Below are 24,796 nucleotides of genomic sequence, written 5' to 3'. Positions count from 1 at the left end.
CATGTCTTCAAGCCAATCTATTTCAAACCATGCCATTTCTGGCAAGCAAGGGGTTACTCAGTACCACATTGCTGTTTTGCCCGGTGACGGCATTGGCCCCGAAGTAATGAAACAAGCCTATAAAGTGTTGGACGCGATCCGTAACCGCTTCAATATTCGTATCACAACCGGTGAATATGATGTAGGAGGGATAGCCATTGATCGCCATGGTTGTCCTTTGCCTAAAGAAACCATTGCAGGTTGCGAAAAAGCGGATGCGATCTTATTTGGTTCCGTCGGTGGCCCTCAATGGGAGCATTTGCCTCCCACCGAGCAACCAGAACGTGGCGCATTATTGCCATTACGAAAACATTTCAAATTATTCAGTAACTTAAGGCCAGCCCGTTTATATTCGGCGTTAGCATCATTTTGTCCGCTTCGCCATGATATCGCTGCAAAAGGCTTTGATATATTATGTGTCCGTGAACTGACTGGCGGTATCTATTTCGGGCTGCCAAAAGGACGTGAAGGCGAAGGAAAATATGAACGTGCTTTTGATACTGAGATCTATCACCGTTTCGAGATAGAACGGATCGCCCGCATTGCTTTTGAATCTGCCCGCCAGCGCCGCCATAAAGTGACATCGATTGATAAAGCAAATGTTTTGCAAAGTTCCGTATTATGGCGTGAAGTTGTCAGTGAAATCGCCAAAGATTATCCTGACGTTGAAATCAGCCATATGTACATCGATAACGCCACCATGCAGTTGATCAAAGATCCTGCTCAGTTTGACGTTCTGTTGTGCTCCAATATTTTTGGCGATATTTTATCCGATGAATGTGCCATGATCACCGGCTCAATGGGAATGCTGCCTTCTGCCAGCCTGAATGAAAAAGGTTTTGGTTTATATGAACCTGCCGGCGGTTCAGCTCCTGATATTGCGGGCAAAAACATTGCCAATCCGATTGCACAAATATTATCCGTAGCCCTGCTACTGCGTTATAGCCTTGGGCACAATGAAGCAGCAGATGCCATTGAACAAGCTATCAATCATGCTTTGGAGCAAGGTTATCGTACCGCAGACTTAGCCGGTAATGGCAAAACAGTCAGTACCGATGAAATGGGTGATATCGTTGCACGCTATATCACCGAGTGAGTTTAATGAAAAGAGCCAGTAAGATAACTTACTGGCTGGTAAAAATACCATTACTCAAAAAAACCGGGAGTCAGTGAGAGAAATCCTCTCTCCTGAACTACTTTAATTCCTGTTCATTATCGGCTTAATATAAGGAAACAAAAATTGATGAAAAAATCAGTGGAGTTCCCCTTTTATGCCGACCTCTCGCTTACAACAACAATTCATCCGATTATGGCAACATTATCAAGGCAAAAAAACTGAAACCACCTTGCAATCACTGGCGGATATTCTTCATTGCTCACGTCGTCACATCCGTTCCTTATTGAATAACATGCAGCAAGCGGGCTGGTTACAATGGCATGCAGAAGCGGGGCGAGGAAAACTGTTGTGCTTAAGAAAAATCGAGAGCAACGGCTTGTGTGTGGACAGGAGGAGCTTTATTCGATACTTATACTGTCATTAGTCTGATAATGAGAGGCGTAGATAATCAGCAAAATGTGTGTGCAAATCACTTTGATCTGCAACATGTAAAATAAGCTGAATGGCTGGAGCACTAGGAACTCCATGTTTGGTGGATAGTACGCATTGGTCATCGGTTAATGCACTGCGTGGTAGTAACCCAATTCCCAAACCATGTGATATTGCACTTCTTATGTCCTCAAAGGAAGAACTGACATACGAAAAGAAGTACGGTTTGTTCACATGATCCAGCATTTTTGTTGCGTATTGGCGGATAACACAACCCTTGGGAAAAATAACCAGAGGAATTTCTTGGAGTTCGCTGAAATTTAAGGCCTCTGAGGCAACCCAGTGCAATGGTTCAACGAGTAAAATACTTTTATCATTGGTGTTAATCGGTCTTCCTGCTATTTCTTTTGTTATCGCCATATCTAATTGTTGTTTTTCCAGTAGAGCAGAAAGTGTAAGCGATGAAGCAGCAGTGATCTCTATTTTTAATTCAGGATGTGCAGTAAGATACCAAGAAATTGCTTTGTGCAGTTTTGTAATACTGAAATCATTAGGTACACCGAGCGCAATTTTGCTTCTCAATTGGAATTTTTTCACTAATTGTAACGCTTGCGTCATACGGGAAAGAATTTCCTTTGCAGCAGGTAAAAGCTGCTTCCCCTCATCAGTTAACCCAATAATATGCCCCTGACGCCTATCGATTAAACGGCAACCAATATCATCTTCAAGCCGTTTAATACTGAAGCTGAGTGTAGATTGTGTTCTCCCCAATTCTTCGCCAGCTTTAGCAAATCCTCCATGTGTAGCAACAAACACAAAGGCACGTAGTTGCTCAAGAGTAATACTGCGTCCATTGAAATGATTAGTACTAGTCCCCTGCTTCATAGCACCGCCCTTGTCACTATTATTGATAAATTCAATGATAAGAAAGAAATTATTCATTTAACAAAAAAAGAACACTTTGGCAACATTGTTGAGCTGAATATTTTTTAATAAAAATAAAATAAATTAAAAAAAGAGGTTACGATATGGCCTTATTGACATTACCTAAGAATCATAAACCACGATTCTCAAATTTTAATATTGATGGCATTTTGGATGAAACACTGAGAGAAGGCTCTGAAAGGTGTCCTTTTTCGGTTCAAACAGATAGAAAAATCCCCTTAATATCGACTATATTTGAAACTGGGGTAAGAGACATTGTTTTTGGCTCTGGTCCAAAAGATCCAACAGATTTAGCCTCTGTTATAAAGCAGCTTGTTCATAAAAATAAACTCCCATCTGATGCTAAATTTTCGTTTATCATGTTATTAAATTGTCATGAACCTCTTATGAAGCAATTTAAATATTTTCCTGATGAATTTAAAAAATATGTAACTATCAGTTTTGGAATGGTTTCGCATAAATCAGATGAAAAAACATTTGAAAGAGCAACTGAAGAGCTTCGTGGCTATGGTTTTACAAATTTTAGAGTGAGTTTGCTAAACAATTTTAGTTCAGGAGTAGATGAAGTATCTTATGAAAAAATAATAAAAGAGATTGATCGAACACTACATATGGATATCAATGTAGTTCGAATTAATGATTCATTAGGAACGATATACCCTGAAGCAATGGCTATACTGGCTGCTAACCTACGCCATGATTACCCTTTGGTCAATTTTTGCCTGCATGCCCATAATGATAGAGGTTTGGGACTACAAAATGCGTTAGTATCTATTTATAACGGCTTCAATTTAATTGAAGGAGGATTTGCTGGTACTGGAAATAGATCTGGGTTGCCCGCAATTGAAATTCTAAATTTTATTTTCAAAGAGAAATCAATTTCTATTAAGGATAAATATCTTGATAGTTCTCTTGTATTAGATGCGGCACGATTGACTGAACGTACATTTTTATCTATTCCTGATTTGTATAAACCAGTCAGTGGGCATATTGTTGAGCAAGAAAATATGGGAGTAGCTAATATTCCTTCATTCCTTGGCGCTGCTCGTGATATACCTTATTTTTTGAACAGCATAGGATTACATGATGCAACATTACAAAAAATCATGTCTGATGAAGGGTTGCTTGATGCTGCGAATGATCCTAGTCTTGTTCAGCAAGTAAAAGAAAGATTTGATAGCATTCTGGTTGAAATTTACTCAAGAAAAGAAAAGGAATTTGAGCAAATTAGAAATCAGTTAGAGCAGTTCTATGCTACAGATGTTTTATATACATCTTCTGTTGGAAAATATACTAGGGAGTTCTTAAAATAACATATCCCCCCAGTTAAATCTGGGGGAGTATGTCACCATATATTAAACTAATATGAGGTTGGCTTTAAATGTTTATGATAGTTGCACCAATATTTCTGGTTATATTTATTGGGTATTGCTTTGGACGTTTGCGTCCTGATAGTGGGCTTTCCGATAAGTTGATCAATGATTATGTACTCTATATTGCACTCCCTGCCTTATTGTTTCTTGCTATTGCTCGTGCAGAAATTAGTGAATTGCAACAGTGGGGTTTTATTGCTGCTACTCTTGCTGGTATTTGTGTCGTGTATGTTTTGGGAATGTTGATGGCAAAAGTCATGGGGATTGGTTTGCCACAATCATCGATACTGAGTATGGGTGCATGTTATGGTACAACTGGGTATATGGGGGTTCCAATACTGATTTCGGTTTATGGTGAGTCTGCTGCGCTTCCTGCTGCTATTGCAACAATTTTGCATAACATTCCTGCTATCATGGCTGTTATCATTACTTACGATATTTTTTCTACTCACCAATCGGCTGGAAGAATATCCATTAATCAAAGTCTCGTTGGGGCATTAAAGACGACATTGAGTAATCCTTTAACTATCTCAGTGATTGCGGGATTGATTTTTGTTTGTTTCGGCATTCCCGTTCCGATGTTTTTGCAAACATTTGCTGAATTTCTTGGTAATGCCGCAGGTCCAACAGCACTGTTCGCTTTGGGGTTGGGATTATCTCGGCTGAAGGCCAAAGAGCATATCAACGGAAAGACGTTAAAACTGGCTATGCCGATGTTGTTACTCAAACTAGGGATACAGCCGTTGATTACGTTTATCTGTGCTTACTATCTATTTGGTATGCAGCAGGTAAATAATATTTGGCTAATTACCGCGATTGTCATGGCTGCACAGCCTATCGGAGCAGGAGTTTATGTTTTTGCTAATAAATATGGTTTTAAACAGGAAGTTATTTCTTTTTCCATTATCATTTCTCTGCTTATTGCACTGGTCACAATACCAACTATTTTACAATTATTGCCTGCGTGACATTCTGGTACTTAGTCCTACAGCCGTAAGAAATTTTCTCAGCACTAGGACGTGTTGATGTTTTGCGAAGGATTATTGAACAGCATGATGACTAGGTATAATTGTTTTCGCCAAAAAATAACCCAACCTCACCATCATGCCGCAGACTATGTTAACAGATACACAATGGAATAAGCTATCTGCCTTTATGTAACAGACTGGACTTGTTTACCATAAAACTACACATCGCCAGACCCTTGAAGGCATTCTTTATCACATGAGAACCGGAATTCCGTGGCGCGATCTGCCCCCCTCCCCGAATTTGGGAAATGGAATAGCACCTTTCAACGTTTTAATGCGTGGTCAAACAATGGCGCTTTGCATTTTATTTTCAATTGGTTATCCAGCCTCATTGACGACGGTATTGTACGTGCCCATCAGCCTAGTTCAGGGGCGGCGTCAGAGAAAGATGAAGCCATCGGCAAAAGTTGTGGAGGACTCTCAACCAAAATCCATTTGTCTGTAGACAGTTACGGTTTGCCTGTGCATTTTGAGCTTTCGGGTGGTCAAACTCATGATATCATCCATGCAGAAAGTCTGGTCGCGCAATCCCCCGCCTCGGATTTTGTCATTGCAGATTAAGGGCTACGATAGCGAAGTCTTCAGGGATGCCATCGAACATGAAGGTGCAACGCCAGTTATTCCCTACAGGAAAAACAACCGAAAACCCGATAATAAGATTGATACATGTTTATACCGTTACCGACATTTAGTGGAAAATACGTTTGCCAGAATAAAACATTTTCATGCTATAGCAACAAAATACGACAAGCTTGAGCGAAATTACGCCAGTATGCTGGCACTGGCGTTTATTATTGTCTGGCTACCAGGGCAAACGGGTCTAAATTGACCAACGTGATTAACTGAGTGTATTCGTATATAAGAATAGGATTGGTCGTCGTTTATGATTTATCATCAGTACGCTGTCAATGATAACTGTAGAAACTGTCATGTAAGCAACGACCCTCAGCAATGCCTTTGGACACCTCACTGATCCGCGTGTTAGCCGGACTAAACAGTATGCTCTCATCGATATTCTGACCATCGCGATTTGTGTCGTGATCTGTGGTTGTGAAGGCTTCAATGCCATTGAAGAGTACGGTAAATCCAAAGAAGACTGGTTTCGGCAATTTCTGGATCTTCCTAATGGCATCCCCAGCCATGATACCTTTAACGATGTGATAAACCGACTTGTCCCCCAAGAATTTGGGCACGCTTTTGCCCAATGGGTGAACAGCTTAGCCAAAATATCCAATGACATTATCGCGTTGGATGGCAAAACGTTGTAGAGAACGCTCGACAAAGCCAATGGTACGCCGACCCTCCACCTGGTCAGTGCTTGGTCAGTCGCGAATCAACTCTGCTTTGGTCAGGTGAAAGTCTCGGATACATCGAACGAAATTACCGCGTTCCCCAAATTGCTAGTCTTGCTGGATATTGAAAGTGCTACTGTCACGATTGACACGATGGGCTGCCAGTATAAAATCTCTGACCAGATTGTTGAGAGGAAGGCCGATTATGTGCTGGCGTTAAAAGGCAATCAGGGCGAGTTTCATGACAATATCAAACTCTTTTTAGATACCCAATTGACGAAAGAGTTTACGGGGATTTCTCACACCAAGAGCCAGAGCATGGAGAGCGATCATGGTCGTATCGAACAGCGTCAGTTGTGGCTGATTAACGATATCGATTGGTTGCGGGAACGGCATCCTCAGTGGCAAATACAGGGGGGCATCGCGGTGGTGGAATCCTTGCGTGAAGAGCAGGGAAAATCAGAGAGTGATGAACGACGTTATTATATTAACCTCAGCTTCGTTTAAGAATAGCAATATCAGCCTCCCGTAAATTCAAGCTCGGTTTTTTAGGTTGGAATGTATAAGCAATGAGACCAGCAGCGATTTCCAGTAGAAAACCGAGCTGACTGCGATGCCTCAAATGCTCTATCTGAGAAATATTTTTGAGTTGATCGATGACTGTCTCTATCAGAAATCGCCTTCGTAACACCAACTTATCCCAAAGGGATAACGCTTTGGCTTTCACATTACTGCGGACATTTGTGATTAACGTGATCCCTTCCGCTTCCAACTCATCGCATAACGCCTGTGATAAATATCCTTAATCACCTCAATCAATGAACGAATATCTTTGACCGTTGCCGTTTCATCGGCATGAAGAATAGCTTCAATACGGATATCGTGCAGCCAGTTCTCGGAAAAGTTGTACTCATAAGTAAAACGATCACCGACATCAAATTCAAAGTCATCCAGCGTGATTTTGTAAGGGTTATCCGGAAACGCAATCCCGCCGGAATAGGAAATGCCGTAATTTTTGCCATAAACCATAAATATGGAATTGATGCAGTTGATCATTCTGCCATCCCTGAGTGATCTGAATGAGATAGTGAAAAGCCGCTAAAGAAGTCTCGCCTGATAGCCTGAAGCGACGCCAGACCATAGGACTGATACCCCGAAGGGCGACTTTCACGACATAGGCTTTCATGATGAGATGTCTGATAAATATGTTTAGTTGCTCATTCTATTGCTAATTGAGCAAAGTGCCCCAGACTTTTTTATGCTTTCCATCTTTAATGGAGAAAAAACGGTTTATCTGTCGAAGAGTGGTGTGAAAACATGATTGATCAACATTGGCTGCATCCTCTATTCCATCATTGGCTCGAATTACAAGGCCAACGCAGCATGAGAGGGGTAAAAATGAATACCTTTGGCTGGTTTGATTTTAAATCTGCGTGGTTTACGCCCCCAGAAGGATAATTCACAGGAAAAGCTAAAGTTATAAACATTTATTGTCTGACAAGAACCATTTTATTCACTTTTTCTGTGGATATGTATGTGAAAAAGTGAGGGGTAAAGCGGGTATACTTTTATTGCCTGTTTTCTAACGCTCAATAAGCGTCAATAAATACCCATTATTTTTCATTATGTTAATACATTTTATGCCCCTTTTTATAAGGTATGTCACACATTAAAGTTTTCATATTTGCTCACACTGAGCAAATATCAATCAATGGTGAATTTATCCACAGGATATGCCTTTTAGTTAAACAAAAATCGCCTATTTTTGTAGAAAACATCATTCATTAGCGCTGTAAATCAAACCAGTGATCTCACTTTTTACCACTTATCCCATAAATCTGTGGATAACATAGTGTAAGATCCTGTTTATTATCACTGGGAATAGGTGAACAATCATAACAAGTCTCTTTTTAATGCAGAGAACATAAATTAAAAGATCTTCTATATCATGCTATTATCAAAACAATCATTATAATGATGGGCTATCAATGATCGCCAATAATCAACAAGAGCATTTTTTAACCAGTCAAAAATATAGTTTATAACATGTACTTTACACCTCCGGCATCACCTGAAAACGAACAACAATTATTCGATCGCGCCCGTTCTCTGGCAGGTTTCTCTATGGGTGAACTTGCTGCACAGGCAAAACTCCCCATTCCTCCTGATTTAAAACGTGATAAAGGCTGGGTCGGTATGTTGCTTGAATATTATTTAGGTGCAAGTGCGGGCAGTAAACCTGAACAGGATTTTGAACATATCGGTATCGAACTAAAAACGATCCCTGTGGATAGCAAAGGCTTCCCATTGGAAACAACCTTTGTCTGCGTTGCGCCTTTAACAGGTAACAGTGGTATTACATGGGAAAACTGTCATGTCAGACGTAAGTTATCCCGTGTTTTGTGGATACCTGTTGAGGGGGAAAGAAGCATTCCACTTTCGGAACGCCGCGTGGGTTCTCCGTTACTTTGGAGCCCGAATGCCACCGAAGAAGAGTTACTGCGACACGATTGGGAGGAACTCATGGATCTCATTGTATTGGGTAAAGTTGAGAGCATTACTGCCCGTCATGGTGAAGTACTACAATTGCGCCCCAAAGCAGCTAATAGCCGGGCACTGACAGAAGCAATAGGAGAATATGGTCAGCCCATCATGACACTCCCCAGAGGTTTTTATTTAAAGAAAAATTTTACGGCACCATTATTGGCTCGCCATTTTTTCTTGTAATACCGAAGAAATTCACAATTTAATATTGTGAGATATTTATCTACACCATCATCAGGTGAACTGGCAGAAGAATTAACGGGGTCTCTATTATGGTGACAATAAAAATACCTCTGTCAGATGCTATAGATCGAAGATCTTTTTAATCTATTTTTCTGGTGCATGGCATTTTTTCCGTTTCCTGACCCATACGGTGATTGACCAAAATCGTATCCTGCCTTTGATCTGTCGGTGACAAGAATACGCCAAAAGGACTCTCCTTACAGTACGCGTGACTCAGGAAGGGCCTGACGGCTTGTCTCTTTACTGTCGATACACATAAAGACCTGCACGTTGCAGCAGTAGTTGATCATAGTAATCGTGTTGTAGGGAGTAATTTTTGTTAAAAAAATTTAAACTAAATTATTTTACTTATGATTTGATTATTTTTTAAAAATGTTACCAAATTCACATAATCATAAATATTAGAGTTTATTCCTGTTGTTATTTTTAGCAGAATCCATAGTCTTTTAACGCTCTTAAAATACTATAGTTGCATGTATTGCAAAGGAAAAAAAACATTATGAAAATTAAAACTCTTGTTGCAGTAGCTGTTTCTGCTGTAATTCTGACAGGTTGTAAGAATATTGATCAGGGAATGCTGGCTCACTCCGGAATGCAATTATTCCAGGCGGCGACACTAAGTGATTCTGATGTCAAACAGTTATCTGACCAAGCATGTAAGGATATGGATGCACAGAATAAAGTTGCACCAGCATCCAGCCAATACACTAAGCGTCTGAATAAAATCGCCAAAGCATTAGGTAACGAAATTAACGGTACACCAGTTAACTATAAAGTTTATCTGACTAATGATGTGAACGCATGGGCAATGGCTAACGGTTGTGTGCGTGTATACAGCGGTCTGATGGACATGATGAACGACAATGAAGTCGAAGGCGTTCTGGGCCATGAAATGGGTCACGTTGCACTGGGCCACACCCGTAAAGCAATGCAGGTTGCTTATGCTACAGTTGCTGCACGTACCGCAGCTGCATCAGCCGGTGGTGTAGCCGCACAGCTGAGCGATTCTCAGCTTGCAGCACTGGGTGAAAAACTGATCAACTCGCAGTTCTCGCAGCATCAGGAAAGTCAGGCTGATGACTTATCTTATGATCTGCTGAAAAAACGCAATCTCAACACTGAAGGTTTAGCAACCAGCTTCGAGAAACTGGCTAAACTGGGCAGTGGTGAAAGCAGCATGTTTGATTCACACCCGCCTTCAAAAGAGCGTGCTCAACACGTTCGTGATCGTATTGCAGCAGACAAGAAATAATAAGTTCTGTACAGATTGTAGCGGTGTCAGTGGCACCGCTTGGCAGTCGGTGCACCACACCCGCCAAATGGCAATCACCTTCGCAAGTCTCACTTGCCGAAAATTGCGATGAACCCGCAAACAGACAGCCAAATCGTTTCATCCCACGGTACATAACAAATAAATCATGCAATCATTTGGTGGCCTTTTGACTGACCACCCGCTGGAAAGCCCCTGAATTCTCTATTTTGCTTTCAGTTTAAAATTAAACTTGGTGCGATCCACTCTATCTACATTTAAGCCTAATTGAGATTCTGGAGAAATCTTTACTGTAGTAATATCAACAAGTTCTGATAGTGGATGATAGTTAAGATAAATAGTGCCAACCAGTGGGTAACTGCTATTACCCTTATCTTTGATATAAATAGCACACACAACCTTGTTGCTGCTGGCAGTTGATGGAATATTAACATATTCGATTTCACCACCAACTTTAACTGAGGGCACCCGGGCATTTCTAATGCCCTCTGCATCCAGTATCATCAAATAAGTCCCCTCTTTAGCATCCGTTGTATCTATCAGACTCAGTTCAATGGAAAAATTAGGTTGTTGATAATATGCAATATCACCTGTTCCGGTCACAATTATTCCCCTGCCTATATCATTAACATCAAATCATTTAAATTCTATCCGTTAACTGAATTTTAAGATTTTTTACGTATATTTATCATTAGTCAATCGAATAACAATGAGATATCCCAAAATAGGAAAAAATACGATGCCATTAAGAAATAATCACCTATTTTTTTATTCTCTATTTGTTAGCTTTTCCTGCTATTGAGATATTTTTTTACTTTTTTCAGCGCCATTTGTCTCTTCAAGGGGGATAAATAATCGATGAAAAGAATGCCATGTAAGTGATCGATTTCATGCTGCATCACAATCGATAAAAAATCTTCGCTCTCTACTGTAACCGATTTACCATGCCGATCGAATGCTTCTACTTTCACTCTTTCAAACCGTTCGACATCTGCGTAATACCCCGGTATCGACAGACAGCCTTCCTGATTCAACACACGACGTTCTTTTTCAACAACCCTGGGGTTGATCAAAACCAACGGTTGATCACGGTTTGGCGAAAGATCGATAATCAAAACAGCTTCTTTCCGACCCACCTGTGGCGCTGCCAAACCAATACCATTATTGGTGTTGTACATCGTCTCCAACATGTCATCAATTAACGTCTGAACTTTGTCAAAATCAGTAACATCGACACATTTTTGTCTTAGCCTTTCATCCGGAATTGTCAGTATATCTAGAATCGCCATAATTGATTACCCTCTTTTAATACCCTTAACCATATACCCTCTTTCAAGCTGAAGTTTTACATGCCGTCTGTCAACGATTGAGTATATATTCCTGATTGAGATTAAATATATCTTATTCTCAATGCGAGATCAGTAATTATCAAGATTGATATTTTTCCACATAAATGAAATGCGACTTTTAAGAGATCCCTCTATAAATTAATCAGACAAAAAAATGCCAAACGAAAAGATATCGTTTGGCATAATGTTTTTTATTATATTATTTTTACCGTCTGTTAAAGACTCGCATTTTCAAACGCCTGAGATAAATCCGCAATCAAATCATCAGCATTCTCAATGCCCACTGAAATGCGGATCAACTGTGGCGTGATACCTGCTGCCAGACGTTTTTCCAACGGAATAGATGCGTGGGTCATAGTGAATGGCTGACCAACAAGGCTTTCCACGCCACCCAGACTTTCCGCCAATGTGAATAATTGCAATTCTTTAATGACCTGACGCGTATAATCTTCACCCCCTTTCAGTACAATGGAAATCATACCGCCAAAGCCACGCATCTGACGTTTTGCCAGTTCATGCTGAGGATGGGAAATCAGGCCCGGATAGTATACTTTTTCAACTTGCGGCTGCTGTTCCAACCAATGAGCAATCTTCTCTGCACTGGCAATATGGCGTTCCATACGCAACGCCAATGTCCGAATACCACGCAGGACAAGGAAACTGCTGAATGGGTCAAGAATGCCACCAATGGAATTTTGCAGGAAAGCGACCTGCTCCGCCAATTCAGCGTTGTTCCCTACCACAGCAAGGCCAGCGACAACATCAGAATGACCATTAAGGTATTTGGTTGCCGAGTGAACAACGATATCAAACCCTAAATCAAGCGGACGATGAATATAAGGGGAAGCGAAGGTATTGTCCGCAACACTGATAATATTGTGGCGCTGGGCAATCTGTGCAATAGCGGCCAAATCAGCCAATTTCAGCAATGGATTGGTCGGCGTTTCCACCCAAATCATTTTAGTATCGGGCTGAATCGCAGCTTCCAGAGCCGCGGTATTTCCTGCTTCAACGTAAGTGACCTGTAAACCCGCCGTCCGGCGACGCACTTTCTCCAGCAGTCGATAAGTACCGCCATAAAGATCATCCACCGCAATGATATGGCTATCTTTATCCAGCAATTCCAGAATGGTCGAACTAGCGGCCAGACCCGAACCAAAAGCATAACCACGAGTGCCATTCTCCAACTCAGCAATTGCATTTTCCAACGCATGACGTGTCGGGTTCCCACTGCGGGAATACTCATATCCTGTATGCTCGCCAGGTGCGGGTTGAGCATAAGTCGAGGTGGCGTAGATTGCTGGCATTACTGCTCCTGTATGATCAGGTACATAGCCAGCATGAACGCTTTTTGTATCAAATTTAATTTTGTTAACCTTGGTCTTATTAAGCTTAGCCTTATCAAACTTAGTCATTAATTTATTCCTGAAAGAATTCAATTGAGTTGTTGACGCCATGTATTCAGCACATCAGTACGAGTTACAAGGCCGAGGAATTGATTGCCATCATCAACAATCAAAGCCACATGACCGGCATCAAAAGTAGCAATTAACTGCTCCAATGATGCTTTTTTATGAAGTGTCTGAATCTGGCTGGTCATTGCTTGAGTCACAGGCAGAGAGAAGTTGTGGAAATTGGCCTGAATCGTATTCATGAGATCCCATTCATCAATAATACCAACGACCTGTTCGTTTTCGATTACGGGTAACTGTGAGATGTCATAAAGGCGCATACGGCCATAAGCAATTTGCAAAGTATCTTGCGGTGAAACTGAAACCGTCGCACCATCCCGGTAACGATAGGTGATGTAATCACTTAAGTTATTTTCTTTTGGCTGTGATCGTAAGCCCTGCTCCAATAACCAGTAATCATTAAACATCTTAGACAAATATTTATTACCGCTGTCACAAGCAAGCGTGACCACGCGTTTCGGCGTTGTCTGAGCACGACAATAGCGCAGTGCCGCAGCCAGCAATGTCCCCGAAGAGGAGCCGGCCAAAATGCCTTCTGTCAGTAATAAATCCCGCGCACTAGAAAATGCCTCTGCATCAGTAATGCTATAGGCATAATTAACCATAGAAAAATCGCCAAGAGGTGGGACAAAATCCTCCCCAATACCTTCCACAAACCAACTGCCGGCTTCGTTATAATGACCATGTTCAACATAATCGACAAGAATGGAGCCTTTAGGATCGGCAAGGACAAACTCAGTCTGAGGAGAGACTTCCTTAAAATACTGGCTCAGGCCTCCCAGCGTACCACCGGAACCGACACCAACGACTACAGCATCGACATTTTGTTCCATCTGCTGCCAGATTTCAGGGCCGGTCGTTGCAACATGAGCGGATGAATTCGCAGGATTATTGAATTGATCGATATAATAAGCTCCGCTGATTTCTTTCGATAGGCGCAGCGCGTAATCCTGATAATACTCAGGATGCCCTTTTCCCACATCAGAGCGAGTCAGGCGCACATCCGTTCCCAGAGCACGCAGGTGATAAATTTTTTCCCTGCTCATCTTATCAGGCACGACTAAAATCAATTTATAGCCTTTCATCGCAGCGACTAATGCCAGACCGATACCAGTATTCCCCGCCGTAGCCTCAATGATAGTGCCTCCCGGCTTCAATAACCCCTGCTTTTCGGCCTGCTCAATCATTGAAAGCGCAACACGATCTTTAATCGAACCACCTGGATTTTGGTTTTCCAGCTTAATAAACAACTGGCATGGACCTGTATCCAGATGTGTAAGTTCGAGTAACGGTGTATTCCCTATAAGTTCAAGAACCGAACGTGGTGCTGCCATATTAGCCTCTTGATAATCGGTACAATTTGCGAATAAAAACTTTCAGAGTGGGGAAGAATAACGCCGCATAGCAATTAATTTGAAAGAATAAATACAAACTACATATAACAAAAGGTAATTAACTAATTCTATATTGATAGATAAACACCTTAAGAGGTATAGACCAAGCACCTTTATATTCAAAAATGGAATTTACTATATTCAAAAATGGAATTTACGCTAACGAAACCGATCTACATGGCATTTCAGAAATGGCCGTTATCAATGCGAAACATGTTAAATCAATGTGCAGGGTTATTGACTGCTTGATTTTTTTGCCAACCACTGTAATACCTATTTCCGTCAGGAAATGTGAGAACCTTATATAGGAGCATAAAGATGAAATGGCGTGGTTATACGTACAGTGCAATGTTATTAGCGGGTAGTTTGTTCACCCCTGCATTATGGGCAAAAGGAGAAGCACATCTGTTGTTTCATATGGGCTTGGGCGCAAATGGTAAATTTTTTGTAGGCGGTACACTGCAAAATAAAGGCGACCAACCTGTGGCAGGTGGTTATCTGGCGGTTTTGCCTCTTAATGCTAAATGTGAACCGGGTGCACTGGCAGTACATTCATTTCAGTCATTGGCACCGGAAGAGAAAAAAGAGTTTCGTGTCCCAATGGATACCCCACTAAGCAGTTATCGTTTAATTGGTTTTGGTGCTTATGATGATATGGGCTTTTCCCTTCCCGCCGTAGATGAAACAGCGAAAATCATTCAAGAGCGTGAACCCGATGAGCGTAAAGCGTGCCAGTCAGCCCGGAAATCCACACCGATAAATAAAACAGAAACTCAAAAGCCATAATATTAAATCAAGGATGGTTTATTAAAACTAAACCATCCTTTTTGTAACCTATTATTGCCATAATTTAAAAATTTATTGGATAAGCTCTTTGTCCGTATTTACCCGTTCATTTACCCGTAATAATGCAAATCCATCCCAACCTTTGTCCCCTACAGTTTGTAAGGCGGTGACAGTGACATCGGATCGGTTAATCATACTATCCAGTGCCTGACGCACTCCCTCAACAAGCTCACTACGCTGCTCATGCAAAATCTCACCTTCACGGATCACATTATCCATGATGATAGCGCTTCCCGGATGGCTTAGTTTGATTGCCCAATCGAGATATAACAAACTGCTCTGCTTATCAGCATCAATAAAAATCAAATCAAAGGAGGCTTCTGCATCCAGTTTCTGCAAAGTGTCAGCGGCATCTCCCACAATAATGTTGATCTTATGGTCAAGTTGCGCACGTTCGATATTATGCTGAGCCACTGCGGCTGTTCTGGGATCTTTTTCCAGTGTGATCAGCAGGCCGTCATCGGGTAATGCTTGTGCCATACATTGAGTACTATATCCCCCTAACGTACCAATTTCGAGAATACGTTTTGCGCCACTTATTTGCACCATCATCATCAAAAATTGCCCTTGTAACGCAGAAACATCAATGGCTGGCAACCCTTGGCTGGCATTGTATTCAAGTGTCTGTTCAAGATGTGGAGATGGGGGTAACAGCGTTTTCTTAAGATAATTATCAACGTCTGTCCATTGTTGTTGTAGCATTTGTTGATATAGCGTTGCTTGTTGCAGATCAGAACTCATAGTCATACTCCTTTTTTGTAGTTAAAACTAGGTATTCCACCTGTTTTCAAACATTCAATTTTGCTTGGATAAGCTGGCACTCTCCTTTTACCGCGAGCGATCAATGCCACGACACAGCCGTCCAGCCCTGTGTGGTGAGACAATAATCCATTTCCCCGTCAACGGGTTATATCGCCTATGTGGACAATCAACGGGATTGAACTGCATCTTTGGCATCATTGGATTCTCTTTATCTTCACCACACCACCGAGAGCCAGAATTTTTTGTTATTTCACACTTTTTTGTTATTTCACACTATAACCATTGGGATTTTGGGACTGCCAGCGCCACGCATCTGCGGTCATTTCCACAATGGTGCGATTTGCTTTCCAGCCCAATTCACGCCCGGCTTTTTCTGGACTTGACCAACACTCGGCAATATCCCCCGGACGACGAGGACAGATTTCATAAGGAACGGGTTTGCCACACGCATTGCTGAAAGCTTCTACCATTTCCAGTACGCTCGTGCCTTTTCCTGTTCCCAGATTGTAGATATGCAAGCCTGATTTCTTGCCAACAGCATTGAGTGCGGCAATATGTCCGTCAGCCAAATCCATCACATGAATATAATCACGCACTCCTGTACCGTCAGAAGTCAGATAATCATTTCCATAAACAGACAGTTTTTCCCGACGGCCTACCGCAACCTGAGCAATATAAGGCATTAAGTTGTTCGGAACACCTTGGGGATCTTCTCCCATCGTACCTGACGGATGAGCACCAACCGGATTGAAATAACGTAATAACACCACAGACCAATCATTTTCTGCATGATGAAGGTCAGACAAGCAGCGCTCCACCATATACTTGCTGGTGCCATAAGGATTCGTCGTATTTCCTACAGCAGATTGTTCAGTAATCGGTACGATATCAGGATCGCCATATACCGTTGCGGATGAACTGAAAATGATGCTTTTTACGCCTGCTTTGTGCATGCTGCGCACCAGTACCAGCGTTCCATTGACATTGTTGTCATAATATTCGATGGGTTTAGTGACAGATTCACCAACAGCTTTCAAACCGGCAAAGTGAATAACCGACTGAATTTGATGGCGGGCGAAAATAGCATCAAGGAATGATTCATCACGAATATCCCCTTCATAAAACAGGGGCTGAACACCCGTCAATGCCTCAATTCGCGCCAGTACTTCACGATTGGCATTACACAGATTATCAATGATGATCGGCGTCATTCCTGCTTCAAGCATTTGAACACAAGTATGGCTACCGATATATCCCATTCCACCTGTCACTAATATTTCCACATTAACCTCTTTTTTAAAAATGATAACAAGGCAGAGTATAAAAAGAGTCAGCGCATTAGTGAACTAAAACTAGAATATGGCAAAATCAAGCAATAACCATTTTCGAATGATCCACTATCTGATAATTACAGTTAACAATAAAAAAACCATGATGAAAAAAATCACTTTTACCCCTGCCCAAGCCACTACCATAAATGATAGTTTTTTCAAAGAAATACAAACAGGAATACTGCCAGAACATCCTGATATTCAAATCATGCAAACCTATTTTGATCAGACCTGCTATCGGGATGCCTTATTTGATGAATATGGAATTACCTATCCGGCCAAATTACAGAATGCAGTTAATAAACGGCGGGCGGAATATCTGGCAGCCCGCTACTGTACCCGACAAGTTTTAAATAATTTGGGTTACCCTGATTTTCAGGTAACCAATGCCCAAGACCGCTCCCCAATCTGGCCTGACAATATTTGTGGCTCCATTTCTCACTCAACCAACTGTGCTATTGCGTTTGCCGCTCACTGTAATCAATACCGGATAATCGGTGTGGATATCGAACAAGAGATTAAATCAGACATCGTCGAAAGCGTTTCATCCAGCATCATCAATAATAACGAAGTAACACTACTAAAGGAATGTGCATTGCCTTTTGAACAGGCATTCACCCTTGCGTTCTCCATCAAAGAAAGCCTTTTTAAAGCACTTCATCCCCATGTCAAACGCTTTTTTGATTTCCATGCGGCTGAAATTACATCCATTAATTGTAATGACCGCTCTGTGAGCATCCAACTGCTGCAAACATTATCTGATGAGTATCAAACTGGCTCGCAATTTAATGGAAATTTTGCTCTCATGCCCCGACAGCAAGTGCTGACATATATTGTGAGTTAAATTTAATCACAAAATTAAATAATAAAGGCCCACATGCAAAGTGAGCCTTCAAAAACAGTTTACAATAGATACAAATAATCTATTGGCTCAATACACTAAACATTTTTCTTAGAAGCCTGCAAGTACAGCAGCTCCAATCCAATGGTAGCAGCAGCCAGCGCCGTAATTTCGGATTGATCATAAGCCGGTGCTACTTCCACCACATCCATGCCAACGATATTCAGCGGCTGCAAGCCACGCACTATTTTCAATGCGCGATCTGATGTCAATCCACCAATCACCGGCGTTCCTGTTCCCGGAGCAAAGGCCGGATCAAGGCAATCAATATCGAATGTCAGATAAATTGGCAGATCACCAACCACAGCTTTGATCTGTTCAACAACACTATCAACACCGCGATCATTAACCTGACCAGCATCCAGCACCGTGAAACCGTTATCAGTATCATGTTCAGTACGAATACCGATTTGTACTGAATGATGAGGATCTATCAGCCCTTCATTGGGTGCATGGTAAAACATCGTACCATGATCAAATTTGCTGCCATTTGGATAAGTATCCGTATGAGCATCAAAATGGATCAGCGCCATTTTGCCGAAGTGTTTCGCATGGGCACGCAACAGTGGCAAAGTGACAAAATGATCACCACCGAAAGACAGCATACGTTTACCCGATGCCAGCGCCTTTTCAGCATGCGCCTGCAACTTATTGCTCATATCCTGGGCATCACCGAAGTTAAATACCAGATCCCCGCAATCCACCACATTCAGGCGCTTACGTAAGTTAAAGTTCCACGGCCAACGGCTGCTTTCCCACGCCAGATTAGTCGATACCTGACGAATGGCGGCCGGCCCGTGGCGGCTACCCGCACGTCCCGATGTTGCCATATCAAAAGGAATGCCGGTAATCACCCATTCCGCATCACTGGAATAGGGTTGAAAGTTCAACGGAAAACGCAGGAAGCCAAAGGCATTTGAAACCAAAGAATTATCAATTTGGTTTCCTAAGGAGCTAATACTCATGATATATCCTCAAAAGTCCCATACCAGCCTGTTATCGATACCCAATATTGACAATATTCAATGATGGCAATAACAAGTGGTACAGAGGCTTATTTACGCCAGAAGATTAATCTTCCGAATACGCTATCATTTTAAATTCAAATAAAACAAAATGTTAGCAATTAATCCAAAACGAAAGAAACAAATGCGCACTTTTCACGTACAAACAAGAAAAATCCCCAAAACATCTTCCGTTTAACGACTAATCATATAGTATTAGACATGTTTTCTGCTTGCCACAACTTTGAGAAGTTCATCCCACAAAATATTAAACAGGCATTTAAGGTACTTGCGAAGATAGCAACCAATTCCAGAATAAAGAACAAGTTACAAACTCACCCAAACACGGTGACAGGTGGTTACCTTAAGCATACGAAAGGGGTTGAGGAAGGAATATTAATGCTGGAGATAAAAGGATATCTTTGACAGAATCCAACTTAATGATTCAAGACGCTATCTCTTTACCACCATCAAAGGTAAATCAATGGAAATTTTCTGATGAGGATCTGACATAACTGCAACAAACAAGCTATGACACCCTATTTTCAAGCATCTGGTTTTTAATCCAATATTTTTCCTGACATATATTATAGAAATTTTTTTCTTGAGGAGTAATTGTCAATCCGTTACTATCTAATACCTTATAACTCATCCATTTCTCCTGACATGATTGTTCAATATATTCGTTATCCAGTTTTTCGGACTCTTCCAGATAAAGCACTCTTACTCCGTTATCAAATGTATAAATAATTTCTTTATCTTCAATGGCAGAAGTTTCATCTGTTAAAAAATTAACTTTTTCATTTTCTGAAATGATTTTAACAGTCGAGGATAACGATTTTATAGCCAATATATAAATTAATAAAGATTGAGTCATGTTATCCTCTATTTTTATACGATTGCGAATAATATATCAGAGTGATTGCTCCACACAGAACTCTCCGGTATCTATATCTATGCTACGATTTTTAAACACGCCTTCAGCATACCATAAGGTTCTCCATCAGGAGAAAAAATAGCCATTCAAAATCATTACATAAAACACATGATTAAGAATGACTATTTATAAAAGCTCAATAACTAATCAAGCTTACTCGTCTTCCAAATAGGTGTAACCATACAGGCCACTTTCAAACTCTTGCAGGAATTGCTCCTGCAAATTTTCATCCAGATCGGCCGATTTCACCTGATCACGGAAGTGGGTCAACAGTACCTGCGGCTCCAGTTTGACATATTGGAGCATATTGGCGACAGAATCACCTTCTTCACTCTGCCGATAAGTCACCGTACCATTCTCTGCAACATAAACATCAATAGCTGCTGTATCGCCAAACAGATTATGCATGTTACCCAGAATTTCCTGATACGCCCCAACCATAAAGAAACCAATCAATGGCGGATTTTCTGGATCGTAAGCGGGCATTGGCATTGTTGTTGCCACGCCATCGCCGTCAACATAATGATCAATCGTACCGTCAGAGTCACAGGTAATATCCAGCAGAACAGCACGACGATCCAGTGGCTTATCTAATCCTTCAATTGGCAGTACAGGGAATAACTGATCAATTCCCCAGGCATCCGGCATTGACTGGAACAACGAGAAATTCACATAGAATTTATCTGCCATGCGTTCTTGCAATTCATCAATGATCGGACGATGAGCACGGTTGCTTGGATCAAGATCCTGCTGAATGTGGCGGCAAATATTTAAATACAGTTCTTCTGCCCATGCCCGCTCCGACAAACTCAACATACCGTGGGCATATTGGGTATGAACTTCGTGCAGGTCAAACTGGCTGTCATGCAGCCACTCACGCAGGGAACGACGGCTGCCGTCAGACTGCATTTCCAACCATGTTTCCCACAGGCTGGTCAGAGGGCGTGTGGCATCTTCGGCTGGCGGCGTTGTTTCGGTAAACTCATTATGCTCTACCCCAATAACATTAGAGACCAAAACCGTATGGTGGGCGGTCAATGCGCGACCGGATTCCGTAATAACGGTTGGATGAGGCAAGCCATGCTCTTCACATGCGTCACCAATTCCCCAAATAACGTTATTCGCGTATTCATTCAGGCCGTAGTTAACGGAACATTCTGACTGAGAGCGTGTGCCTTCATAATCAACCCCCAAACCACCGCCAACGTCAAAGCACTGAATATTAACACCCAGCTTAGACAGCTCGACATAAAAACGGGCAGATTCACGCACACCAGTTGCCACATCACGGATATTTGCCAATTGGGAACCTAAATGGAAATGCAGTAGTTGTAAACTGTCCAACCGACCTGCTGAACGCAGGGTTTCAACCAATTGCAATACCTGTGACGCCGCCAAACCAAACTTGGATTTTTCACCGCCGCTGGCCTGCCATTTACCTGAACCTTGAGACGCCAAACGCGCCCGAACGCCCAAACGGGGGATCACATTGAGACGTTTGGCTTCTTCCAGCACCATCTCAATCTCAGACATCTTCTCAATAACCAGATACACTTTGTGTCCCAGCTTTTCACCGATCAATGCCAAACGAATATATTCGCGATCCTTATAACCATTACAGACAATTACAGTACCTGTCATACCAGCATGAGCTAACACTGCCATTAATTCTGCTTTAGAGCCTGCCTCCAATCCAACAGGTTCATCAGCGTTTGCCAGTGTTTCAATAACACGGCGATGCTGATTGACCTTGATCGGATACACCAGAAAATAATCCCCCTTATAACCGTAAGATTCACGCGCACGTCTGAACGCTGCATTAATGGAACGCAGACGATGTTGCAAAATCTGGGGAAAACAAAACAACGCCGGTAAGCGCAGCTGTTTTTTTTCTTCCTGGACTTTTTTCACCAAATCGGCAAGCTCAATCTGAGCTTCCGGCAAATCAGGGTTTGGACAAACACTAACATTGCCCAGATCATTGACATAGTAATAACTGCCGCCCCAGTACGCGATGTTATAGGTCTGTCGCATTTTGCGAGCGATATTATCATTCATGGCAGTCTCCTTACATGGAGTCGAGGTTTGCCTTCACCTGTAAAGTCAATCACCCAAGACACTATTTTATCGTGCGTATCTTGCGCATTAAAAAATGTCAGGGAACAGCATGCTCTAAAATTATAGGAACGTTTAGAAGAAACTAAACAATATACTTACTGTGTGACTACATGATGCCAACTCGATATTGCCTGCTTGCTTATATACTGCGGGTAACATCGAAATGAATTCATATCTGAAAGGAAGAAACAAGATGTGGATACATCAATGGCACAATGTGACTGTTGGCCGTTAATAATCAGCAGATAATGGTTCATAACCCCATTCACCCCACATAGCTCACCTATGGCAAGCCGTTTCTCAATTGAGAAGCAGGACACATGTACATCTCCTGCAAACGCCCGTAACTTCAAGTGCAAAAATGACTTATGCTACGCGCGCAGTTTATACCTTCAATCCAATAAAATTGCAAAATGAAATTTATTTAAACGGGTCTCAACAACCCCATAGTTTTTAGTCATGAGAACTAAAATGTCACACCATTAAAGATATTTAAAATTAAAAAGACTGGTAACCTTAGCAAGAGTAACTTAAAATGGCCATCTAGATGGTAAAACATCCACCCTTAAACCAAGATTATATTTAAGGTAATAAAATATAATGACAACACATCTTTTTACTTCTGAATCTGTTTCAGAAGGACATCCAGACAAAATTGCCGATCAAATTTCCGACGCCGTCCTTGATGCAATCTTAGAACAAGATCCTAAAGCACGTGTTGCCTGTGAAACTTATGTTAAAACTGGCATGGTCATGGTGGGTGGCGAAATCACTACCAGTGCTTGGGTTGATATCGAAGAAATTACTCGCCGTACAGTACGTGAAATCGGCTATACCAGCTCAGATATGGGTTTTGATGCCAGCTCATGCGCCGTTATCAGTGCAATTGGTAAACAATCCCCTGATATCAATCAGGGTGTTGATCGCGCAGATCCTCTGGAGCAAGGTGCAGGTGATCAGGGTTTGATGTTTGGTTATGCGACCAATGAAACCGATGTTTTCATGCCGGCACCTATCACTTATGCACACCGTTTGGTTGAGCGTCAGGCTGAAGTCCGTAAAAACGGCACCCTGCCATGGCTACGCCCTGATGCGAAAAGTCAGGTTACATTCCAGTACGATAACGGCAAAATCGTCGGTATTGATGCCGTTGTGCTTTCTACCCAGCATGCCGAAAATATCGATCAAAAAGTGCTGCAAGAAGCCGTGATGGATGAAATTATCAAGCCTGTACTGCCAACTGAATGGCTGACTCCAATGACCAAATATTTCATCAATCCAACGGGTCGTTTCGTTATTGGCGGGCCAATGGGTGACTGTGGTCTGACTGGCCGTAAGATCATCGTAGATACCTACGGTGGTATGGCTCGTCATGGTGGTGGTGCATTCTCAGGTAAAGATCCATCCAAAGTTGACCGTTCCGCTGCCTATGCAGCACGTTATGTTGCCAAAAATATTGTTGCAGCTGGTCTGGCTGATCGCTGTGAGATCCAGGTGTCCTATGCCATCGGTGTTGCAGAACCAACATCCATCATGGTAGAAACATTCGGAACAGAGAAAGTGCCAGCAGCAACGTTGACTCAGTTAGTACGTGAATTCTTTGATTTGCGCCCTTACGGTTTGATTAAGATGCTGGATCTTCTGCACCCAATCTATCGTGATACTGCGGCATACGGCCATTTTGGTCGTGAACAATTCCCGTGGGAAGCAACAGATAAAGCAGAAATTCTGCGTTCAGCGGCAGGATTGAAATAATTCTTTGCTAATCTACAAAACCCGCAAATACTCTGCGGGTTTTTTTATAACTAGTCAGTCAGTTACAATCAATTTTATATCAAAAATACAGTATGTAACCGTGATGAAATCCGTCAGAGTTCCCCTTTCCTTACAGCAAGCTGTTATGCGTACCATGAGACAAAAGCTGGCACTGGCAAGTGATTTTCTGCAAAAATCTTTTCCTGAACCCAGCGTAACCTATCGGCAGAGAGGCACAATCGCAGGCAGCGCCCGGTTGCAAGATTGGGAAATCCGACTGAATCCAGTTTTGTTGATAGAAAATCAGCAAGCATTTATTGATCAAGTGATCCCTCATGAACTGGCCCATTTATTGGCTTATCATCAGTTTGGCAAAGTCGTCCCACACGGAAAAGAGTGGCGTTTCCTTATGGAAACCGTGCTTAAAGTTCCGGCTAACCGGACGCATCAATTTTCAGTCAATTCTGTCCGCAGTAAAATATTCACTTACACTTGTCACTGCCAGCAACATGAGCTGACAATAAGACAACACAACAAAGTTCTTAAAGGAAAGAGTTGCTACGTTTGTCGGCAATGTGGAGAAAAATTAATATTATTGAAACCAACATAAACAGATGCCCCCGCAATCAGAGCACCTTATTAAGCAA

At 41.9% G+C, this 24,796-nt stretch carries 21 protein-coding genes and 6 pseudogenes; 13 read left to right on the top strand and 14 right to left on the bottom strand.

The features are described from left to right. The first annotated feature begins 1 nt into the window (after position 1). Both leuB and Xmir_RS05755 read left to right on the top strand, forming a co-directional pair. A complete protein-coding gene (gene leuB / locus Xmir_RS05760; protein ID WP_099113447.1) occupies positions 2 to 1,135 on the top strand; it encodes a 3-isopropylmalate dehydrogenase in 1,134 nt (377 codons plus the stop codon). A 175-nt stretch (positions 1,136 to 1,310) separates the two neighbouring features. Next, positions 1,311 to 1,499: pseudogene (locus tag Xmir_RS05755) on the top strand (SgrR family transcriptional regulator); the annotation flags it as partial. Between the two features lie 77 nt (positions 1,500 to 1,576). On the opposite strand, the gene Xmir_RS05750 reads toward Xmir_RS05755, so the two are convergent. Further along, positions 1,577 to 2,527, bottom strand: a complete 951-nt coding sequence (locus Xmir_RS05750) for a LysR family transcriptional regulator (RefSeq protein WP_208620392.1) — start codon at positions 2,525 to 2,527, stop codon at positions 1,577 to 1,579. An 86-nt stretch (positions 2,528 to 2,613) separates the two neighbouring features. Here Xmir_RS05750 and Xmir_RS05745 point away from each other — a divergent pair, with 86 nt between their 5' ends. The 4 genes and pseudogenes from Xmir_RS05745 to Xmir_RS28070 all read left to right on the top strand — a co-directional run. Beyond that, positions 2,614 to 3,843 (top strand): beta/alpha barrel domain-containing protein, encoded by a 1,230-nt coding sequence (locus Xmir_RS05745; RefSeq protein WP_099113446.1) that lies wholly within the window; start codon positions 2,614 to 2,616, stop codon positions 3,841 to 3,843. A gap of 68 nt (positions 3,844 to 3,911) precedes the next feature. After that, positions 3,912 to 4,871 carry an AEC family transporter gene (locus Xmir_RS05740; protein WP_099113445.1) on the top strand — a complete coding sequence of 320 codons (960 nt, stop codon included), beginning with the start codon at positions 3,912 to 3,914 and terminating at the stop codon, positions 4,869 to 4,871. 136 nt (positions 4,872 to 5,007) lie between these two features. Further along, positions 5,008 to 5,760, top strand: a pseudogene (locus Xmir_RS05735) (IS5 family transposase). Between the two features lie 136 nt (positions 5,761 to 5,896). Further along, a pseudogene (locus tag Xmir_RS28070) lies at positions 5,897 to 6,730 on the top strand (ISAs1 family transposase); the annotation flags it as partial. On the opposite strand, the pseudogene Xmir_RS05720 reads toward Xmir_RS28070, so the two are convergent. From Xmir_RS05720 to Xmir_RS30015, 3 genes and pseudogenes are all read right to left on the bottom strand, one after another. Next, positions 6,717 to 7,025 (bottom strand): annotated as a pseudogene (locus Xmir_RS05720) (transposase); the annotation flags it as partial. The pseudogenes Xmir_RS28070 and Xmir_RS05720 sit on opposite strands and share 14 nt — an antisense overlap. Beyond that, positions 6,971 to 7,252 carry an IS1096 element passenger TnpR family protein gene (locus Xmir_RS05715; RefSeq protein ID WP_422646037.1) on the bottom strand — a complete coding sequence of 94 codons (282 nt, stop codon included), beginning with the start codon at positions 7,250 to 7,252 and terminating at the stop codon, positions 6,971 to 6,973. The gene Xmir_RS05715 and the pseudogene Xmir_RS05720, both read right to left, overlap by 55 nt. After that, positions 7,194 to 7,364, bottom strand: coding sequence for an IS1096 element passenger TnpR family protein (locus Xmir_RS30015; RefSeq protein ID WP_279627204.1), 171 nt, complete (start codon positions 7,362 to 7,364; stop codon positions 7,194 to 7,196). Before Xmir_RS30015 ends, Xmir_RS05715 begins: the two co-directional genes overlap by 59 nt. Positions 7,365 to 7,498: 134 nt before the next feature. Here Xmir_RS30015 and Xmir_RS05710 point away from each other — a divergent pair. The 3 genes and pseudogenes from Xmir_RS05710 to loiP form a co-directional block, all read left to right on the top strand. Then, positions 7,499 to 7,681 (top strand): annotated as a pseudogene (locus Xmir_RS05710) (HTH-type transcriptional regulator SgrR); the annotation flags it as partial. A 588-nt stretch (positions 7,682 to 8,269) separates the two neighbouring features. Beyond that, positions 8,270 to 8,950 carry a DNA mismatch repair endonuclease MutH gene (gene mutH, locus Xmir_RS05705; protein WP_099113441.1) on the top strand — a complete coding sequence of 227 codons (681 nt, stop codon included), beginning with the start codon at positions 8,270 to 8,272 and terminating at the stop codon, positions 8,948 to 8,950. A 559-nt stretch (positions 8,951 to 9,509) separates the two neighbouring features. Next, positions 9,510 to 10,262, top strand: a complete 753-nt coding sequence (gene loiP / locus Xmir_RS05700; RefSeq protein WP_099113440.1) for a metalloprotease LoiP — start codon at positions 9,510 to 9,512, stop codon at positions 10,260 to 10,262. A 222-nt stretch (positions 10,263 to 10,484) separates the two neighbouring features. On the opposite strand, the gene Xmir_RS05695 is transcribed toward loiP, so the two are convergent. The 4 genes from Xmir_RS05695 to Xmir_RS05680 form a co-directional block, all read right to left on the bottom strand. After that, on the bottom strand, positions 10,485 to 10,883 hold the full coding sequence (locus tag Xmir_RS05695) for a hypothetical protein (protein ID WP_099113439.1): 399 nt from the start codon (positions 10,881 to 10,883) through the stop codon (positions 10,485 to 10,487). A 179-nt stretch (positions 10,884 to 11,062) separates the two neighbouring features. Then, positions 11,063 to 11,569 (bottom strand): peptide deformylase, encoded by a 507-nt coding sequence (gene def / locus Xmir_RS05690; protein WP_099113438.1) that lies wholly within the window; start codon positions 11,567 to 11,569, stop codon positions 11,063 to 11,065. A gap of 275 nt (positions 11,570 to 11,844) precedes the next feature. Beyond that, on the bottom strand, positions 11,845 to 13,044 hold the full coding sequence (locus tag Xmir_RS05685) for a trans-sulfuration enzyme family protein (protein WP_099113437.1): 1,200 nt from the start codon (positions 13,042 to 13,044) through the stop codon (positions 11,845 to 11,847). A gap of 20 nt (positions 13,045 to 13,064) precedes the next feature. Next, on the bottom strand, positions 13,065 to 14,435 hold the full coding sequence (locus Xmir_RS05680) for a pyridoxal-phosphate dependent enzyme (RefSeq protein ID WP_099113436.1): 1,371 nt from the start codon (positions 14,433 to 14,435) through the stop codon (positions 13,065 to 13,067). Between the two features lie 378 nt (positions 14,436 to 14,813). Between Xmir_RS05680 and Xmir_RS05675 the strand changes: the two genes are divergently transcribed. Beyond that, positions 14,814 to 15,281 (top strand): membrane-associated Zn-dependent protease 1, encoded by a 468-nt coding sequence (locus tag Xmir_RS05675; protein ID WP_099113435.1) that lies wholly within the window; start codon positions 14,814 to 14,816, stop codon positions 15,279 to 15,281. Positions 15,282 to 15,353: 72 nt separating this feature from the next. Here the strand turns inward: Xmir_RS05675 and Xmir_RS05670 are convergent, their stop codons facing one another. The 3 genes and pseudogenes from Xmir_RS05670 to galE form a co-directional block, all read right to left on the bottom strand. Continuing rightward, on the bottom strand, positions 15,354 to 16,082 hold the full coding sequence (locus tag Xmir_RS05670; RefSeq protein WP_244170867.1) for an O-methyltransferase: 729 nt from the start codon (positions 16,080 to 16,082) through the stop codon (positions 15,354 to 15,356). 105 nt (positions 16,083 to 16,187) lie between these two features. Further along, positions 16,188 to 16,289: pseudogene (locus Xmir_RS22710) on the bottom strand (hypothetical protein); the annotation flags it as partial. 77 nt (positions 16,290 to 16,366) lie between these two features. After that, positions 16,367 to 17,386 carry a UDP-glucose 4-epimerase GalE gene (galE, locus tag Xmir_RS05665; protein ID WP_099113434.1) on the bottom strand — a complete coding sequence of 340 codons (1,020 nt, stop codon included), beginning with the start codon at positions 17,384 to 17,386 and terminating at the stop codon, positions 16,367 to 16,369. 148 nt (positions 17,387 to 17,534) lie between these two features. On the opposite strand from galE, the gene Xmir_RS05660 reads away from it, so the two are divergent. Next, positions 17,535 to 18,278 carry a 4'-phosphopantetheinyl transferase family protein gene (locus Xmir_RS05660; RefSeq protein ID WP_244170866.1) on the top strand — a complete coding sequence of 248 codons (744 nt, stop codon included), beginning with the start codon at positions 17,535 to 17,537 and terminating at the stop codon, positions 18,276 to 18,278. Between the two features lie 95 nt (positions 18,279 to 18,373). On the opposite strand, the gene speB is transcribed toward Xmir_RS05660, so the two are convergent. The 3 genes from speB to speA form a co-directional block, all read right to left on the bottom strand. Then, positions 18,374 to 19,300, bottom strand: coding sequence for an agmatinase (speB, locus tag Xmir_RS05655; RefSeq protein WP_099113433.1), 927 nt, complete (start codon positions 19,298 to 19,300; stop codon positions 18,374 to 18,376). Between the two features lie 568 nt (positions 19,301 to 19,868). Next, positions 19,869 to 20,216: a hypothetical protein gene (locus Xmir_RS05645; RefSeq protein ID WP_099113431.1), complete on the bottom strand. Its 348-nt coding sequence runs from the start codon at positions 20,214 to 20,216 to the stop codon at positions 19,869 to 19,871. Positions 20,217 to 20,429: 213 nt separating this feature from the next. Beyond that, positions 20,430 to 22,334, bottom strand: a complete 1,905-nt coding sequence (gene speA / locus Xmir_RS05640; protein WP_099113430.1) for a biosynthetic arginine decarboxylase — start codon at positions 22,332 to 22,334, stop codon at positions 20,430 to 20,432. A 660-nt stretch (positions 22,335 to 22,994) separates the two neighbouring features. Here speA and metK point away from each other — a divergent pair. Together metK and Xmir_RS05630 are read left to right on the top strand one after the other, a co-directional pair. Next, positions 22,995 to 24,149: a methionine adenosyltransferase gene (metK, locus tag Xmir_RS05635; RefSeq protein WP_099113429.1), complete on the top strand. Its 1,155-nt coding sequence runs from the start codon at positions 22,995 to 22,997 to the stop codon at positions 24,147 to 24,149. Between the two features lie 103 nt (positions 24,150 to 24,252). Continuing rightward, entirely contained in the window at positions 24,253 to 24,759 is a 507-nt protein-coding gene (locus Xmir_RS05630) for a SprT family zinc-dependent metalloprotease (protein WP_099113428.1), read from the top strand. The last annotated feature ends 37 nt before the right edge of the window (positions 24,760 to 24,796 follow it).

The organism is Xenorhabdus miraniensis, from assembly GCF_002632615.1.
This window is presented reverse-complemented; position numbering and strand designations above follow the sequence as displayed.

Coding starts and splice junctions, on each gene's coding strand:
- Xmir_RS05670 (WP_244170867.1), bottom strand. CDS start 16,082: ATGAGTTCTGATCTGCAACAAGCAACGCTATATCAACAAATGCTACAA.
- Xmir_RS05740 (WP_099113445.1), top strand. CDS start 3,912: ATGTTTATGATAGTTGCACCAATATTTCTGGTTATATTTATTGGGTAT.
- metK (WP_099113429.1), top strand. CDS start 22,995: ATGACAACACATCTTTTTACTTCTGAATCTGTTTCAGAAGGACATCCA.
- Xmir_RS05645 (WP_099113431.1), bottom strand. CDS start 20,216: ATGACTCAATCTTTATTAATTTATATATTGGCTATAAAATCGTTATCC.
- Xmir_RS05675 (WP_099113435.1), top strand. CDS start 14,814: ATGAAATGGCGTGGTTATACGTACAGTGCAATGTTATTAGCGGGTAGT.
- Xmir_RS05685 (WP_099113437.1), bottom strand. CDS start 13,044: ATGACTAAGTTTGATAAGGCTAAGCTTAATAAGACCAAGGTTAACAAA.
- Xmir_RS05660 (WP_244170866.1), top strand. CDS start 17,535: ATGATGAAAAAAATCACTTTTACCCCTGCCCAAGCCACTACCATAAAT.
- Xmir_RS05750 (WP_208620392.1), bottom strand. CDS start 2,527: ATGAATAATTTCTTTCTTATCATTGAATTTATCAATAATAGTGACAAG.
- def (WP_099113438.1), bottom strand. CDS start 11,569: ATGGCGATTCTAGATATACTGACAATTCCGGATGAAAGGCTAAGACAA.
- speB (WP_099113433.1), bottom strand. CDS start 19,300: ATGAGTATTAGCTCCTTAGGAAACCAAATTGATAATTCTTTGGTTTCA.
- Xmir_RS05680 (WP_099113436.1), bottom strand. CDS start 14,435: ATGGCAGCACCACGTTCGGTTCTTGAACTTATAGGGAATACACCGTTA.
- speA (WP_099113430.1), bottom strand. CDS start 22,334: ATGAATGATAATATCGCTCGCAAAATGCGACAGACCTATAACATCGCG.
- loiP (WP_099113440.1), top strand. CDS start 9,510: ATGAAAATTAAAACTCTTGTTGCAGTAGCTGTTTCTGCTGTAATTCTG.
- mutH (WP_099113441.1), top strand. CDS start 8,270: ATGTACTTTACACCTCCGGCATCACCTGAAAACGAACAACAATTATTC.
- Xmir_RS05630 (WP_099113428.1), top strand. CDS start 24,253: ATGAAATCCGTCAGAGTTCCCCTTTCCTTACAGCAAGCTGTTATGCGT.
- Xmir_RS30015 (WP_279627204.1), bottom strand. CDS start 7,364: ATGGTCTGGCGTCGCTTCAGGCTATCAGGCGAGACTTCTTTAGCGGCT.
- leuB (WP_099113447.1), top strand. CDS start 2: ATGTCTTCAAGCCAATCTATTTCAAACCATGCCATTTCTGGCAAGCAA.
- Xmir_RS05715 (WP_422646037.1), bottom strand. CDS start 7,252: ATGGTTTATGGCAAAAATTACGGCATTTCCTATTCCGGCGGGATTGCG.
- Xmir_RS05745 (WP_099113446.1), top strand. CDS start 2,614: ATGGCCTTATTGACATTACCTAAGAATCATAAACCACGATTCTCAAAT.